This is a genomic window from Sphingomonas sp. FARSPH, assembly GCF_003355005.1.
Lineage (GTDB): Bacteria > Pseudomonadota > Alphaproteobacteria > Sphingomonadales > Sphingomonadaceae > Sphingomonas.
The window spans coordinates 2,932,965-2,948,983 of sequence record NZ_CP029985.1; the positions used below are offsets into that span (position 1 = coordinate 2,932,965).

General features: G+C 67.1%; 15 protein-coding genes. 7 read left to right on the top strand and 8 right to left on the bottom strand.

The annotated features are described in order from the left end of the window. Position 1 precedes the first annotated feature (1 nt). Genes DM480_RS13895 through DM480_RS13915 form a run of 5 tightly spaced genes read right to left on the bottom strand, consistent with a single transcriptional unit; the run spans position 2 to position 4,703 of the window. Positions 2-1,021: an arginine N-succinyltransferase gene (locus tag DM480_RS13895; RefSeq protein WP_115379926.1), complete on the bottom strand. Its 1,020-nt coding sequence runs from the start codon at positions 1,019-1,021 to the stop codon at positions 2-4. Continuing rightward, positions 1,018-2,226 (bottom strand): hydrolase, encoded by a 1,209-nt coding sequence (locus DM480_RS13900; RefSeq protein WP_405053281.1) that lies wholly within the window; start codon positions 2,224-2,226, stop codon positions 1,018-1,020. The genes DM480_RS13895 and DM480_RS13900 overlap by 4 nt, the downstream gene beginning before the upstream one ends. A 49-nt stretch (positions 2,227-2,275) precedes the next feature. Further along, positions 2,276-3,193, bottom strand: coding sequence for a DUF481 domain-containing protein (locus tag DM480_RS13905; RefSeq protein WP_115379930.1), 918 nt, complete (start codon positions 3,191-3,193; stop codon positions 2,276-2,278). A 38-nt stretch (positions 3,194-3,231) separates the two neighbouring features. Beyond that, on the bottom strand, positions 3,232-3,723 hold the full coding sequence (locus DM480_RS13910; protein ID WP_115379932.1) for an RNA pyrophosphohydrolase: 492 nt from the start codon (positions 3,721-3,723) through the stop codon (positions 3,232-3,234). Beyond that, the gene (locus DM480_RS13915; RefSeq protein WP_115379934.1) at positions 3,720-4,703 is read right to left on the bottom strand and encodes an alpha/beta hydrolase; all 984 of its coding nucleotides are present in this window, start codon (positions 4,701-4,703) and stop codon (positions 3,720-3,722) included. The genes DM480_RS13910 and DM480_RS13915 overlap by 4 nt, the downstream gene beginning before the upstream one ends. A 45-nt stretch (positions 4,704-4,748) precedes the next feature. Between DM480_RS13915 and DM480_RS13920 the strand changes: the two genes are divergently transcribed. Beyond that, positions 4,749-5,672 carry a histone deacetylase family protein gene (locus tag DM480_RS13920; RefSeq protein WP_115379937.1) on the top strand — a complete coding sequence of 308 codons (924 nt, stop codon included), beginning with the start codon at positions 4,749-4,751 and terminating at the stop codon, positions 5,670-5,672. A gap of 26 nt (positions 5,673-5,698) precedes the next feature. Further along, positions 5,699-6,880 (top strand): SAM-dependent methyltransferase, encoded by a 1,182-nt coding sequence (locus DM480_RS13925; RefSeq protein ID WP_115379939.1) that lies wholly within the window; start codon positions 5,699-5,701, stop codon positions 6,878-6,880. An 18-nt stretch (positions 6,881-6,898) separates the two neighbouring features. Here the strand turns inward: DM480_RS13925 and DM480_RS13930 are convergent, their stop codons facing one another. Together DM480_RS13930 and purF are read right to left on the bottom strand one after the other, a co-directional pair. After that, positions 6,899-7,606: an SDR family NAD(P)-dependent oxidoreductase gene (locus tag DM480_RS13930; RefSeq protein ID WP_115379941.1), complete on the bottom strand. Its 708-nt coding sequence runs from the start codon at positions 7,604-7,606 to the stop codon at positions 6,899-6,901. Positions 7,607-7,610: 4 nt separating this feature from the next. Then, positions 7,611-9,068 carry an amidophosphoribosyltransferase gene (gene purF, locus DM480_RS13935; protein WP_115379943.1) on the bottom strand — a complete coding sequence of 486 codons (1,458 nt, stop codon included), beginning with the start codon at positions 9,066-9,068 and terminating at the stop codon, positions 7,611-7,613. A gap of 125 nt (positions 9,069-9,193) precedes the next feature. Here purF and DM480_RS13940 point away from each other — a divergent pair, with 125 nt between their 5' ends. Next, positions 9,194-9,445: a DUF7218 family protein gene (locus DM480_RS13940; RefSeq protein ID WP_115379945.1), complete on the top strand. Its 252-nt coding sequence runs from the start codon at positions 9,194-9,196 to the stop codon at positions 9,443-9,445. Between the two features lie 54 nt (positions 9,446-9,499). On the opposite strand, the gene DM480_RS13945 is transcribed toward DM480_RS13940, so the two are convergent. Next, complete coding sequence (locus DM480_RS13945) at positions 9,500-12,430, bottom strand: TonB-dependent receptor domain-containing protein (RefSeq protein WP_198665844.1); 2,931 nt, start codon at positions 12,428-12,430, stop codon at positions 9,500-9,502. 443 nt (positions 12,431-12,873) lie between these two features. Here DM480_RS13945 and hisI point away from each other — a divergent pair, with 443 nt between their 5' ends. Genes hisI through DM480_RS13965 form a run of 4 tightly spaced genes read left to right on the top strand, consistent with a single transcriptional unit; the run spans position 12,874 to position 16,012 of the window. Beyond that, the gene (hisI, locus tag DM480_RS13950; RefSeq protein WP_115381386.1) at positions 12,874-13,233 is read left to right on the top strand and encodes a phosphoribosyl-AMP cyclohydrolase; all 360 of its coding nucleotides are present in this window, start codon (positions 12,874-12,876) and stop codon (positions 13,231-13,233) included. Next, positions 13,230-13,745, top strand: coding sequence for a hypothetical protein (locus DM480_RS13955; RefSeq protein ID WP_115379949.1), 516 nt, complete (start codon positions 13,230-13,232; stop codon positions 13,743-13,745). The genes hisI and DM480_RS13955 overlap by 4 nt, the downstream gene beginning before the upstream one ends. A gap of 32 nt (positions 13,746-13,777) precedes the next feature. Beyond that, a complete protein-coding gene (locus DM480_RS13960; protein ID WP_115379951.1) occupies positions 13,778-14,197 on the top strand; it encodes a MerR family transcriptional regulator in 420 nt (139 codons plus the stop codon). Positions 14,198-14,209: 12 nt separating this feature from the next. After that, positions 14,210-16,012: an acyl-CoA dehydrogenase C-terminal domain-containing protein gene (locus DM480_RS13965; protein ID WP_115379953.1), complete on the top strand. Its 1,803-nt coding sequence runs from the start codon at positions 14,210-14,212 to the stop codon at positions 16,010-16,012. Positions 16,013-16,019 lie beyond the last annotated feature (7 nt).

A 16,019-nucleotide genomic window follows, 5' to 3' on the forward strand; every position in this document is an offset into this window, starting at 1 on the left:
ATCACCACCGCGGTACGTGGAGCACGACGTCATCCTCGCGCACGTCGAGCAGCGTGGCGCATCCCGCCGACAGCGCGATATCCTCGCCGACCTCGCGCACGTTGCCAAAGGCGCAGCGGAAATCGCTGAGCTGCCCGATCGCGACGAGCGATTCGACCCCGCCGTCGTCCTCGTCGATCACGAGGACCCGGCTCGCCTTGGCCCCCACGATCGAACGGACGCGGTCCGTCCGCGCGGTCATCGTCGGACCACCGTCGAAGATGTCGACGTAATTCTCGAAATGGAAGCCTTCGTTCTCCAGCATCCGCATCGCCGCCCGCCCGCTGGGATGCGGCAGGCCGATCGCGCCGCGCGCGGCCTCGGACAGCATCGCGATATAGATCGGATGCTTGGGCATCAGGTCGGCGATGAACTGGTGGCCGTTGATCGCATTGAACTGGTCAGCGTCCTGAAAGGTCATGCCGAAGAACCGGCCCGCGAGCCCGTCCCAGAAGGGCGATCCGCCGGCCTCGTCGATCACGCCGCGCAGTTCGGCGAGGATGCGGTCCGCGAACCGGTCGCGATGCGCGCGAATGAACAGGTAGCGGCTGCGCGCGAGCAGCAGGCCGAGGCCGCCCGCCCGTTCGCCGGGATGCAGAAACAGGCCGCCGACTTCGCACGATCCTTCGAGGTCCGTGGTCAGCGTCAGCATCTCGGCACGGAACGTCCGTCCCAGCTCGCGGCTATGCTGCGTCAGCGTACCGATCCGATAGCTGTAGAAGGGATGCTGCTGCCCCACCTGCGTGAAGATCTGGCTCGTCCCGCGCACCTCGCCCGTCACGGCATTTTCGAGGATCAGCACGAACAGTTCGTCGCGGATCGGGCCGCCGTCGTGCGCGATCGCTGCCGCGCTGCGCTCCAGCTTGGCGCGCAGCGCCTTGCGGTCGGGGGGCAGGTTGGTGAAGCCGCCCCCGGTCAGCTTCGCCATTTCGTACAGGTGCGGCAGGTCGCCCGGATGCGCGGCGCGAATGCGAAAGGTCATGCGTGGCCCCCAGCGAGGATGCGGCGGATCGTCAGGATCGACAGCGCCGCGCGCTCGACCAGGCTGTCCGCGATCAGGAATTCGTCGGCGGAATGGATCGCACCGCCGCGCACCCCCATCGTGTCGACGACGGGGACGCCGGCCGCGGCGATGTTGTTGCCGTCGCACACGCCGCCCGTCGTCCGCCAGCCGATCGGGATGCCGAGGTCGCGCCCCGCATCGGCGACGATGCCGAACAGGCGCTCGCTGTTTGCGTCCATCGGCTTGGGCGGGCGGTTGAAGCTGCCATGCGTGGTGATGGTCACGTCGTGCGCGGCGGCCACCGTGGCGACGGCGTCGCGGATCGCCGCGTCGGCGCGCGCGATCGCGTCCGGATCGCGCGGGCGAAGGTTGACGCGCAGCACCGCGAGGTCGGGGACGACGTTGTTCGGCCCGCCCCCGTCGATCCGCGCCGGGTTGACGCTGAGTCCGTCGCCCGTCGCCGCCGCCAGCCGCACGGCGATGGCGGATGCCGCGACGATCGCGTTGCGCCCGTCCTCCGGGTTGCGCCCGGCATGCGCGGCACGCCCGCGCACGACGATCGAGAAATTGCCCGTGCCGCCGCGCGCGCCCGCCAGCGTCCCGTCGGGCAGCGCGGGCTCGTACGTCAGCGCCGCGACCTTGCCGTGTGCCGCCTGCGCCAGCAGCGCGGCGGAGGATAGCGACCCCGTTTCTTCGTCCGAGTTGATGACGACCGCATATCCCAGCCGCGCCGCGCCGGCATCGCGTTCGATCGCCTGCAATGCGGCGAGCAGGACGCAGAGGCCCCCCTTCATGTCGGCGACACCCGGACCATTGATGGTACCATCGTCGCGACGCGCGATCGTCTGGAACGGATGATCGACCGGATAGACGGTGTCCATGTGCCCGGTGAACAGCATCTGCACCGGCGCGTCGGGCCTCACCGTCACGTGGAGGTGCCGGCCGTGCGCCAGCGGCGCAACGCTGCCGTCGGCGCCCACCGTGTCGACCGGCGCGGCATCGACCAGCGCAAGCTTGCCGGGGAGCGCCCCGAAGGCATCCGCCAGCACCGTCGCCATCCGCGCCAGGCCGGCGAGGTTGCGTGTCCCGCTGTTGATCGCCGCCCAGTCGCACGTGCGCGCGAGCATACCCGGTCCATCCAACGCCGCGATCACCGCCTGCGCCTCGCTCGTCATTCTCTCCATCGCCGCCTGCTAGCCGAGGCGGCGTTGGAAGGGAAATGGCGAAGCGGCGTCAGAAGCTGTAGACGAGCGAGGCGCGGCTGGTGGTATCGGTGGATACGGATCCCGCCGGCGGCTGGCTTTCATACTGGACGTTGTATGACAGCGCCGCGGACAGCGGGCCGATCAGCTTGGCGTTGAGCGCGGTCGTCCCGCTCAGCGTCGAGTTGAACCGCTCGACATAGGCCGCGGCATTCTGCGTCACCGACAGGCCGGGCAGCAGGCGCCAGCTGAACGCCATCGTGCCGCGCGCGGCCAGACTGCCTTCCATCAGATTGTTGGTGAAGCTGGTCTGGCGGAACGCCGGGCCCAGTTCGACGTCCAGCCGGACGCGCGGTGTCGTCACCGCGCTGTAGCCGATGCCGGCCGAAGCCGAATACCGATCGAAATAGCCGAGGAACCGGTCGCTTTCATATTGCGCGGCGCCGTAGACATAGGCGCGATCCTCGAATTTGTAGTTGGGTTCATAGCTGACGAGATAATGTTCGCGCGTCGTGATCCCCGCATTTTCCTGGTAGTCGCCCTGCGCGTGGAACTTGTGCCGCCACTGCAGCCCCTCGCGCTTTAGGTCGAGGACGGCGGTGCCGCCCTTCGAATTGGTGTTGCCCGTGGTGATGTAGCCGCCCAGCTCGGCGCGGCCGGACCATAGGTCGAAGATATTGGCCTGGCGGATCGTCTCGCTGCGCGCGGCGGCGCGCTCGCTGCGCCATTTTTGCGCGATCGCCAGCACCTGGTCCGCGCTCGCCGGGTCGGCGAGGCGGGCGTATTTGACGACGACGGACACGTCATTGTCGTTGCCGCCCTCGATCGCGGCGTCGAGCATCGCCTTGATCGGCCCGGGGATGGGCACCGCATTCTGGTCCGGCGCCGGATTGCCCTCGCCATTGGCGAGCAGCAGCGGGGCGAGCAGCAGGAACGACAGGCGGCGCATCACCGGGCGACCTACGCGAAGGGATGCGACAGGCAAACCTACGGTGTTTCGCTTGCGGCGAGATGGGGCTGGAATGCGGCGAGCACCGCCTCGTACAGCGACTTCTTGAACGGCACGATCATCGCCGGCAGATCCGCCGGGTCAGCCCAGCGCCACGCGCGAAATTCAGGATGCGCGGTGACGATGTCGATGTCGCGGTCCTCGCCCAGGAAGCGGAACAGGAACCAGCGCTGGCGCTGGCCGCGCCACTTGCCCTTCCACACCTTGCCGATCATGTCGTCGGGCAGGTCGTAGAACAGTTCGTCCGGTGCCTCGGCGATCAGCGTCACCTTGTCCGGCGCGACGCCGGTCTCCTCGCCCAGCTCGCGGATCGCGGCACCAAGCGCGTCCTCGCCCGGGTCGATCCCGCCCTGCGGCATCTGCCACGCTTCCAGCGTCGAATCGATCCGCTGGCCGACGAACACGCGGCCTTCGCGGTTGACCAGCATCACCCCCGCGCAGGGACGATACGGCAGCGCCTCGCGGTTCATGCCGCCGCTCCCGCCGCCTGCGCTTGGACGCGCGCGCCCTCCGTCTCGACGATCATCGCCTTCACCGCGGCAAGATAGCCGGCGACGTCGCCGCGCGCGGACGGGATCGCCTTGCGTAACGTGACGAAGCCGTGGACGGTGCCGACTGCCTCGCGGAAGACGACGGGCACGCCCGCCTGCGCCAGCGCCGCGGCATAGGCGCGGCCCTGGTCGCGGATCGGATCGAGGCTGGCGGTGACGATCACCGCGGGCGGAAGGCCCGCGACATCGCCGGTGAGCGGCGAGCCGCGCGGATGCGCGACGTCCGCCTGATAGGCATCGACGAACCACAGCATCGTATCGCGCGTCAGCAGATAGCCGTCGGCAAAGGCGTCGAACGAGGGATACATCTGCGACGAATCGGCAGCGGGATAGATCGGCGCCTGGACGATCACCGGCACCGCGGCGGGTCGATCGCGCAGGTCCATCGCCGCGACGATCGCCAGCGTCCCGCCCGCACTGTCGCCCGCCAGCACCAGCGACGTGACGCCGCGGCCGAGCGCCTCGGGCCCTTCCGCCACCCAGCGCGCCGCGGCCTCGCAATCGTCGGGCGCGGCGGGCCAGGGGTTTTCCGGCGCCAGCCGGTATTCGACCGAGACGACGGGCAGATCGAGCACGCGCGCCATCTCCGCGCAGAAGCCGGCATGCGTATCGATCGTGCCGATGACGAAGCCGCCGCCGTGGAAGAAGACGACGACCGGGCCCGGCGCGCGCGTTTCCCGCGCGTCGAACAGGCGGGCCGGGATCGTGCCCGCGGGGCCGGGGATGGCGAGGTCGCGGATCGTCGCCAGATCGCCGACGGGCAGATCGGCGACGTCCTTCATCGCCAGGAACACCTGCCGCGCGTCGGCGGGCGTCATCTGATGCGTGCGCGGCCCGGGCACGGCGTTGAGATAATCGAGGAAGGCGCGAACGTCGGGGCGGACGAAGGGCACGGTCATGCGGGCTCTCTTGGGCAACGGCGGGATGGCCCCTACCTAGGATGCGTGATCCCCGTCGTCCATCATCCCGCCTATGTCGCGCCGGCGCCCGCCCGCTCCACCTACCGCTGGAACAAGAACGGGCTGATCCGCGACCTGCTCCGCGCGGAGGGCGCGCGTATCGACTGGCATGTTCCCGACGCAATGCCGCTTTGCTGGCTGGAGGCGGTGCACGATGCTGATTACGTCGCAGAGGTGATGGAGGCGCGCGTTCCGCCCGCGAAGGTGCGGCGGATCGGCTTTCCGGTTACACCGGCGGTCGCAGCGCGGGCGGCTGTCGTGCCCGGCGGCACGTGGCTCGCCGCGCATCTCGCGCTCGCGCACGGCTTCGCCGCCAACACGGCTGGCGGCAGTCACCATGCGCTCGCTGACACGGGCGCGGGCTATTGCGTGTTCAACGACCTTGCGCTCGCGGCGGTCCGCCTGATCGAGGAAGGGACGGTCGACCGGATCGCGGTGGTCGATTGCGACGTGCATCAGGGCGACGGCACCGCTGCGCTGCTCGCCGGCCGTCCCGGTATCGTCACCTATTCAATCCACGCCGAAAAGAACTTTCCCGCGCGCAAGGCACGTTCGACGCTCGACGTGCCGCTCGCCGATGGGATGGGTGACGACGCCTATCTCGCGACGCTTGCCGACACGCTCGCGCCCTTCCTAGGCGAGCATCGGCCGCAGCTGATCCTCTACCAGGCGGGCGTCGATCCGTTTGCCGACGACCGGCTTGGCCGCCTGTCTCTCAGCCTCGATGGGCTGACCCGGCGCGAGCTGCTCATCGCGCGACTGGCGCAGGGGGTCGGTGCACCGCTCGCGAGTACGGTCGGCGGTGGCTATGGCGATGACGCGCTGGAAATCGCGCGGCGGCATGTCGCCGCGATCCTGACGCTGGGACGCGCGCTCGCACCGGCACCGGCGGCAGCGTCTTTCGCTTGACCCGATCCTGGGGCAAGGGCGGAGCGATGCCGAGCCTTCCTGCCCGCCTGATCGCGATCCCGTTCCACCGTCTGCTCGACCGAATCGATGCCGGGTTGGTGAGCGGCGGAATCGAGGCGCGGCTTCCCGACGGGACGCACCGCCTGCTGGGCGGGCGAAAGCCGGGACCGGTGCCGATCGTCACGATCGTGTCGTGGCGCGCGCTGGTCCGCCTCGCGACGGAAGGGTCGGTCGGCTGGTATCGCGCCTGGGAAAAAGGCGAATGGTCGAGCCCCGATCCCGTGCCCTTGTTCGACCTGTTTATGCGAAACCGCACCGCGCTCGGTGGTGCGGCGCGGGCAGGGGGGCTGCCCCGCCGCCTGCTACGTGCTTGGCATCGCCTGCGCCGCAACGACCGCGATGGTGCGCGCCGCAACATCGCGGACCATTATGATCTCGGCAACGATTTCTACCGTGAATGGCTCGACGACAGCCTGACCTATTCGAGCGCGATCTACGCGTCGGGCGATACGCTGGAAGCGGGGCAGGCGCGCAAGCTCGCCGCAATCCTCGACCGGACGGGGACCAAGGCTGGCGACACGATCCTCGAGATCGGCTGCGGCTGGGGATCGTTCGCGGCCACCGCGGCGGCGGCGGGGCGGCAAGTCCACGGCCTGACGCTGTCCTCCGAACAGAAGGCCGCGGTCGATGCGCGCGCGCTGCCCGGCGTCACCGTCGCGCTGACCGACTATCGCGACGTCGACGGCCAATATGACGCCATCGCCAGCATCGAGATGGTCGAGGCGGTCGGCGAGGCATATTGGCCCGCCTATGTCGACACGCTTGCCCGCGCGCTGAAACCCGGCGGGCGGGCTGCCCTTCAGTATATCTCGATCGCGGACGACGTCTTCGCCGACTATTCGCGCGGGGTCGATTTCATCCAGCGGTACATCTTTCCCGGCGGCATGCTGCTGTCGGAAAGCCGCTTTCGGGCCTTATGCGCCGCACGCGGGCTGGACTGGACCGATCACCACGCCTTCGGGCTAGATTATGCGCAGACGCTGCGCCACTGGCGCGAACGATTCGAGAATGCCGATCGCGAAGGCCGCCTGCCCGAACGGCTCGACGCGCGCTTCCGCGACCTCTGGCGCTATTACCTCATGTATTGCGAGGGTGGCTTCCGCGGCCGGGGCATCGACGTCGCGCAGGTGACTTTGGTCAAACGCTGACCTGTCACCGCAACGGGGTCAGCCGACCCGTTCGAAATGCCCCGGCGGGAAACCCTCGGCCGCCAACGCCGCGATCCGCTCGGCGACGATTTCGGGGGCCTTCACCGATTGCGGATCCTCACCCGGATAGGCGCGCGCACGCATGTTCGTGCGCGTCGCGCCCGGATCGACGATCGCGGTCCGGATCGCGCTGATTTCCGCCGTCTCGTCACCATAAGCGCCGATCAGCGTCTCGAACGCCGCCTTGGAGGCGCCATAGGCTCCCCAATAGGCGCGCGGCTTGCGCGCGACGCTGGACGTGACGCCGATCACGCGCGCGCCCTTCGACCGGCGCAGCATCGCATCGAACGCGGCGATCATCGCCGCCTGCGCACTGACGTTGAGCGTCAGCACCTCCGCGAATTCCTTCGGCTGGATCGCCGGCACCGCCGCCAGGCTGCCGAGCGTGCCGGCGTTGAGCACCAGTACGTCCAGCGCCTGCCACCGTTCGCCGATCGCCGTCGCCAGCCGCGCGATCGCATCGCTTTGGGCCAGGTCGAGCGGTGCGATCGTCGCCGACCCGCCAGCCTGAAAAATCGTCTCCTCGACGGCTTCCAGATCCTTGGCGGTACGCGCGGTCAGTACGACATGCGCGCCCGCCGCAGCCAGTGCGACCGCGGTCGCCGCGCCGATCCCACGACTCGCGCCGGTGACCAGTGCGAGCTTGTCCTGCAAGGGCTTGTCCATCCGCTCAGTTCACTCGTTCCGCAAGCATCGCGAACTGGTCGACCGGCGCGACATCGTCATGATCGGTCAGCGTCGTCGGATAATCGCCGGTGAAACAGGCGTCGCAATATTTCGGGCGGATATCCGCGCGGCTCGCCTCGCCCAGCGCCTTGTAGAGGCCGTCGATCGAGACGAACGAGAGGCTGTCGGCGTGGATGAAGTCGGTCATGCCGCCGACGTCGAGCTGGGCGGCGAGCAATTTGGCGCGTTCGGGGGTGTCGACGCCGTAGAAGCAGCTGTGCCGCGTCGGCGGCGAGGCGATGCGCATGTGGACCTCTGCAGCGCCCGCATCGCGCATCATCTGCACGATCTTCAGGCTGGTCGTACCGCGCACGATCGAATCGTCGATCAGCACGATGCGCTTGCCCTGGATCAGCGCGCGATTGGCATTGTGCTTCAGCTTGACGCCCAGATGCCGGACCTTGTCGCCCGGCTGGATGAAGGTGCGCCCGACATAGTGCGAGCGGATGATGCCGAGTTCGAACGGAATGCCCGATTGCTGCGCATAGCCGATCGCCGCGGGCACGCCCGAATCGGGCACGGGGATCACGAGGTCGGCATCGACCGGCGCCTCGATCGCCAGCTGCGCGCCGATCTCCTTGCGCACCGAATAGACCGACTGGTCGCCCGCGATCGAATCGGGGCGGCTGAAATAGACCCATTCGAAGATGCACGGCCGCGCCGCCATCGGCGCGAACGGCTTGACCGAGCGGATTTCGCTGCCCTGCACGATGACCAATTCGCCCGGCTCGACCTGGCGTTCGAACGTAGCACCGCACACATCGAGCGCCACCGTCTCGCTGGCGAAGATCACCGCGTCGTCCAGCTTGCCCATCACCAGCGGCCGGATGCCGAGCGGATCGCGGCACGCGATCATCCCCTCCGGCGTCGTCACGATCAGCGAATAGGCGCCCTCGATCTGCTTCAGCGCGTCGATGAACCGGTCGAGCAACGTGCGATAGCTCGACGTCGCGACCAGGTGGATGATCGTTTCGGTATCGCTGGTCGACTGGAAGATCGACCCGCGCCGCACCAGCTCGCGGCGCAGCTTCATCGCGTTGGAGATGTTGCCGTTATGCGCGATCGCAAAACCGCCCGTCGACAGATCGGCGTAGAGCGGCTGCACGTTGCGCAGCGCCGTCTCGCCCGTCGTCGAATAGCGGACGTGGCCGCTCGCGACGTTGCCGGGCAGCGCGCGGATCACCTCGTCACGGTCGAAATTGCCCGCGACATGGCCCATCGCGCGATGCGTGTGGAACAGCGTGCCATCGAAGCTGGTGATGCCCGCCGCCTCCTGCCCGCGATGCTGCAGCGCGTGGAGCCCGAGCGCGACGAGCGCGGCGGCGCTGTCGTTGCCCGAAACACCGAAGATGCCGCATTCCTCATGCAGCGTGTCGTCGTCGAATGGATGTGTGGTCAGCATGGCCCGGCCTGATGTCGTGCGAGCGCGCATATAGGCACGCCGAACGGGTTTGTCGCCTGTTTGTCATCGATCCGCGTGGAGCGATACGACGACCGCGTCGTTGGACCTGCCGAGGAGACCAAGCGATGGCCAAGGATCACGGCAGCCAGATCAAGGACGACGCGCTCTACGAAGAGCTGCGCAAGCAGGGCAATTCGAAGGAGAAGGCGGCGCGCATCGCCAATGCCAAGGCCGCCGGCACGCTCGACCACAAGGCGACGCATCTGGAGGATCGCACCAAGGCCGATCTGATGAAAGAGGCGCGCGAGATCGGCATCGCCGGCCGTTCGACGATGACCAAGGCGCAGCTCGTCAAGGCGATCCGCGACCACAAATAGCGGGTCGAAAAGAAACGGGGGCGATCCCTGCGACAGGATCGCCCCCGATGATCGTCAGAACTTCAGGCTAACGCCGGCGAAGAACGTCCGGCCCAGCGCGTCGTAGACGTTGGGGAAGGTATTGCCCGAGTTAGACCCGCTGCTGCCCGCCGAACCGCCGACGATCGGCGGCTGGATGTTGAACAGGTTGGTCGCGCCCAAGCGGAAGGTATATTGCTTGGCGACGTTGAACGACAGCGTCGTGTCGAAATATGAGTAGGACGGGATACGCTTGACGAGGATCGCGGTCCCCGAGTCTGCGCTTACCGGTCCGATATAGCGCCACCGGCCCTGGATCGCGACGTCGCCGACGCTGTAGGTCGCGGTGAACAGATGCTTCCAGCGCGGGATCGGATTGATCGACCCGGCCGCGCAGCTGTTGCCGAACTTGCCCGCACAGGTGACCGGTGCCGCCGAGCCGCCCGGATTGAACGAATATTCATCGACGTAGGTGCCCGCGATCCCCAGCGACAGGGTGTTACGGTCGCCGAAGTCGAACCGATAGTCCGCCGACACGTCGATGCCGCTGGTCTTCAGCGTCGCGATGTTGACGAGCAGTTCGGACACGCCCGGGAACTGTCCGTTGGCATTGGGCGATCCGGTCAGCTGGCCATTGATGGTGTTACGCACCATCAGGCTGCAATAGGATTGGATGTTGTTGTTGAAGCACTGGTCGGAAATGTCCTGCGACCCGTCCGACGCGATATAACCGTTCACCTTGAGGCGGTAATAATCGACCGTCACGTTCAGCCCGCGCAGGAAGCGCGGCGAGAACACCGCGCCGGCGGTCAGCGTGTTGGCGGTTTCGGGTTTCAGCGCGGGGTTGCCGCCCGCATTGATGTTCGTCTGGTTGGCGGTGACGTCCTGAATGATGCCGTTGTTGACGAGCGCCGCCGGTGCACCCTGCGCGATACAGATCGCGGCCAGCTGCGCATTGCCCCGCGGCCTGCCGTTGGCGCACGGATCGGTCTGCAGCACGTCGGTGCCCGCCTGCGTGACGGGGCTGTTGAGCTCCGCAATATTCGGATCGCGCGTCGCCCGGTTAAAGATCGCGCGAAGCCGCAGGCCCTCGATCGGTTCCCAGTTGCCGCCGACCTTATACGTCACCGCGTCCAGCTTGTTGCGGCCGGCCACCGTATTGTTGGTATAGGCCGAATAGCGCACGCCGCCTTCAAGGCCGAGCGAGTGCGCGAAGGGCCGATCGCTGACCAGCGGCAGCTGGACTTCGCCATAGACTTCCTTGACGTCGAACGACGCGTTGGGAACCGCGGTGCCCTGGCCGTAATAGATCAGGTTGCCCGACCCGTAATTGGCGTCGACCGACTGGCTGCCGCTCTCGCGACGATATTCGACGCCGAGCGCGATCGCGGCGGGCGCGTCGGCGAAGGGGCTCTTCAGGAACTTGAGGTCGCCCGACAGATTGCCGCCCGTCACGAACTGCGTGTAGCGATTGTCCTGCTGCCCGTTCGCGGTAACGAACGCCAGCGCGGCCGGCGAGATCGGCTGCGACGTGAACAGGTTGAGCGGAACGCAGCCGCCCGACGGATTGGCACAGACAGGTGCGCCGTTTGCGCCCGTTGTCGCGTTGATCGCCTGCGCGGTCTTGTTGTAGTCGAGGTCGTTGAGCAGGTCCTCGTGGCGCTTCGTCAGGCCGTATTGCGCGAAGACGTCGTAATGGAAGCCATCGAGGATGTCGCCGCGCATGCCGGCGATGCCGTAATAGACGTCATTGGTGAATTGCTGGATACGCCCGCCGGTTTCGGTGATGCGGCGGCGGATACCGACATTGGCGGTGCCGTCGGCGTTGAGATTGTTCGGATCGCCGAAGATCAGCGCTGCGTTCGTCGCATTGAGATAGGGATTGGTCGGCGAGATCGTGAAGTTGAAGCCCGCGGTCGCGGTCGGTGCGAGGATCGCGGTCACGTCGGAGCGCGTATAGCTGCCCCGCGCGTAGAATTCCGCCGCGTCGGAGAAGTGATAGCTCGCCAGTGCGGTGACGTTGTAACGGTCGAGCGGCACCTGCAGATAATTGGCAGGGTTGAAATTGTACGGCTTGTAATATGGCACGAAGTTGTTTGCGCCGCCGGCCTGACTACCGTCGTTGATCTGGTAGCGGCCCGAAGCGATGTCGATCACGGTCGGCGTCGCGTTGCTCGACCCGCTCGGCTTCAGATTGGCGTCGAGGTTCTGCGCGGAATAGGCGCGGGCGGATTGGTAGACGCCGTCGCGCTTGGTGTACTGGCCGGCGATGACGAAATTGCCGCCCTCGCCGAACTTCAGACCCGCGGCCAGCTCGGCGTTATACTGCTGCGCATCGCCGTATTCGGTGACCTGCGAGCTCGCATTCGCCCGCACGCCGACCAGTTTGTCGTCGAGCACGAAATTGACCACGCCCGCGATCGCGTCCGCGCCATAGACCGCCGAAGCGCCGCCGGTGAGCACATCGACGCGCTTGATGAGGACGGTAAGGATAGCGTTGATGTCGACCGCGCCGCCGATGTCCGACGGCACCATGCGCCGCCCGTCGATCAGTACTAGCGTCCGCTTCGGGCCGAGCGCGCGAAGGTCGATCGTCGCGGTGCCGCCATTGCCGTTGTTGGTGGTGTTCGTCGTCGCCGGGACAAACTGCGGCGAGCTCGACAGATACGATTCGGCGGTGACGGCGTTGCTGGTCTGCAACGATTCGGAGCTGATCGTCGAGATCGGGCTGTTGCTCTGCAGGTCGGGGCGCTGGATGCGCGATCCGGTGACGACGATGTCGCCCTGCTGCGCGGCGTTCGGCGCGTCGCCGATCGGGGTGGCCGCGGTGTCCTGTGCCGGTGCCGTCTGCGCGGCGACAGGGGCCGCGAACAGCACCATGCCGATGCTGGTGCAAAGCGCGGCGACCGCCGGCATGGCGGTGCCGCTGCGCAGGAGCCGGCGGGTCGGGATGCGGGTGCGGGTCATTCGGTGTCCTCGATAGGCCCGGCGCGCGAAACGCCCGCGCCGGGCGATGTCTGTTCCCCGGCGTCGATCGATGGCCGCGGACATAGGGCAACAGAACAGTCACAATCGCATTGTGTAAATGACGATCGCACCAAGGGGCATGCGAGCTGAAAAGATGTGGCGAAATGAACACGCTTTTTGGCTAAGTTTACGGCGCGATGACATTTTCTTCATTCTTGGCGATGTGGAGCATGACGTATAAATGACAGATGTTTTATTATTCGGGTGATTGTTCCTGATGTGAAATACGCCGCAATCTCTTGGTCGCACTCCGGGCCCTCACGGCGCAAGGGGCCGGATAGCACGGAAAGCTGATTCGGATGGAAGGCCCATCGGTGCCACGGTTCGCCATGCTTCGCGGATGCGCGGATGACGCATGGCGCTTCGCGGGCTAGTCCATGGCGATGTCCGATCCCCGCGAAACCGAACTCGTTCTCGATCCCAGATACGATCCCGCCGGCCTGATCACCGCGGTGGTGACCGATCGCAGTGGCGCGCTGCTGATGGTGGCGCATATGAATGCCGAGGCGCTGGCGGCCACGCAGGCGAGCGGGCATGCGACCTTCTGGTCGCGCAGCCGGCAGCGGTTGTGGAAGAAGGGCGAGACGTCGGGCAATGTCTTGTCCGTCGTCGAGATGCGGATCGATTGCGATCAGGATGCGATCTGGATCATCGCCGATCCCGCGGGCCCCGCCTGTCATACCGGCGCGCGCAGCTGTTTCTATCGCCGGATCGACGGCGATCGACTCCGCTCCGTCGGATGACGCGGCGCGCGCTCGCTCTGCTGCTGCTCCTTGGTGGCTGTCAGCGCGAGGCGGCAACGCCGCGCGACGACGCCGGCTCGCGGCTCGAACGGGCGGCGGTGGCGGCGGGGATCGTCGCCGATCCGTCGCGGATCGACCTGACCGGCGCCTGGGCGCGCGAAACGGATCGCCTGTGCATCGTGCCCGGGCAGGGTTCTGCGACGGATCAGGGGCAGGGGCGCGACCGCCGCATCGGCGTGCTGGTCGATTATGGCGAGGGGCAGGGCTGCGCCGCCTCTGGCACGCTGCGTCGGCGCGGTGAGATCGCTGCGATCGCATTCGGCGCGTGCCGGTTCGACGCGCGGATCGACGGCGAGCATATCGTCTTTCCGGCCGAACTGCCTGCGACCTGCGATTCGCTGTGCACGGGGCGCGCCTCGCTGTCGGCGCTGTCGGTCGATCGCGTCAGCGCCTCCGCCTCCGAAGCCGCGCAGCTGCGGACGCCGTCGGGACGGGCGCTGTGCGGCAGTTGACGTTGACGTAAAGGTAAGTTACCTCTCGTTGCATGGACCTCACGCCTGCCTATGCGCCGATCGCGCCGCGGGACGATCGCGAGAGCTACACGATCTCCGATCTCTCCGACGAATTCGGCGTCACCGCCCGCGCGCTGCGCTTCTATGAAGACGAGGGGCTGATCGCTCCCGAACGGCGTGGCACGCAGCGCATCTATTCGCATCGCGACCGCGCGCGGCTCGCCTGGATCCTGCGCGGCAAGCGCGTCGGCTTCAGCCTGGGCGAAATCCGCGAAATGATCGACCTGTATGACGTCGGCGACAATCGCCGCGCGCAGCGGCAGGCGACGATCGATCGCTGCCGCGGACGGATCGCTTTGCTCGAGCGGCAGAAGCAGGACATCGATGCGGCCATTGCCGAACTGACCGAATTCGTGACCGTCGTAGAAGCGGTCCACGCCCAGGACGCCTGAGAGGAAGCCCGAATGCCCCAGTATACGCCCCCCGTCCGCGACACGCGCTTCGTCCTCGAGCATGTCGTGCAGTTGCAGAACTATGCCAACCTCCCCGGTTTCGACGCCGCGACACCCGACGTGGTCGACGCGGTGCTCGAAGAGGGCGGCCGCTTCGTCGCCGAAGTGCTGTTCCCGCTCAACCAGTCGGGCGATCAGGAAGGCTGCACCCGCCATGACGACGGCAGCGTGACGACGCCTGCGGGTTTCAAGGACGCATACAATCAGTATGTCGAAAGCGGCTGGGCGACGCTGGGCAACATGCCCGAATATGGCGGGCAGGGGATGCCGCACGTCGTGTCGACCGCGTTCCAGGAATATATGATCTCGTCGAACATGGCGTTCGCCATGTACCCCGGCCTGACGCACGGCGCGATCGCCGCGCTGATCGCGCAGGGGTCGGACGAACAAAAGGCGATGTACGTCCCCAAGATGGTGTCGGGCGAATGGGGCGGCACGATGAACCTGACCGAGCCCCAGTGCGGCACCGACCTCGGCCTCATCCGTACCAAGGCGGAACCGCAGGCGGACGGCAGCTACGCGATCACCGGCACGAAAATCTTCATCTCGGCAGGCGAACACGATCTCACCGACAACATCATCCACCTCGTGCTGGCGAAGACGCCGGGCGCACCCGACAGTTCGAAGGGCATCTCGCTGTTCGTCGTGCCCAAGGTGCTGGTCAACGAGGACGGCAGCCTCGGCGAGCGCAACGCCGTCACCTGCGGCTCGATCGAACACAAGATGGGCATCCACGCCAATTCGACCTGCGTCATGAACTATGACGGTGCGAAGGGCTGGCTGGTCGGCGAGGAGATGAAGGGCCTTGCCGCGATGTTCATCATGATGAACGCCGCCCGCCTCGGCGTCGGTCTGCAGGGGCTGGGCGTTGCGGAGATCGCCTATCAGAACGCCGTCCAATATGCCGGCGACCGCCGCCAGGGCCGCGCGCTGACCGGCCCGCAGGAGCCGAACGAAAAGGCGGACACGCTCTTCGTCCACCCCGACGTGCGCCGCATGCTGATGGAGGCGAAGGCGTGGACCGAAGGGCTTCGTGCCTTGTGCCTGTGGGGCGCGCTGCAGGTCGATCTGGAGCATCAGGCCGCGAGCGAGGCGGACCGCGAGATGGCGGCGGACCTGATCGGCCTACTGACCCCGGTTATCAAGGGCGTCGGCACCGACAAGGCCTATGAGGTCGCGACCAACGCGCAGCAGGTTTATGGCGGCCACGGCTATATCCAGGAATGGGGGATGGAGCAGTACGTGCGCGATGCGCGGATCGCGATGATTTACGAAGGCACCAACGGCGTCCAGGCGATGGACCTCGTCGGCCGCAAGCTCGCGCAGAAGGGCGGCCGGGCGATCCAGGCCTTCTTCAAGATCGTCGGCGAGGAAGCCGCGAAGGGCAAGGGCGATGCCGCCACCGCCGGGATCGCGGAGGCGATGGAAAAGGCGCTCGGCCAGCTGCAGGCGGCGACGATGTGGTTCATGGCGAACGGCATGAAGAACCCGGAGAACGTCGGCGCGGGTGCGGTGTCGTACATGCACCTCACCGGCATCGTTGCCACCGGCCTGATGTGGCTGCGCATGGCGAAGGCGGCAGCGGCGCTGAAGGCGGCCGGCGAGGGCGACGCGGCCTTCCTCGACGCCAAGCTCGTCACCGCGCGCTTCTTCGCCGAGCGGATCATGCCCGACGCAGGCGCGCTCCGCCGCAAGATCGAGGGCGGCGCGGAGACGATCATGGCGCTGCCGCCCGAGATGTTCCGCGCGGCGTGAGGCGATG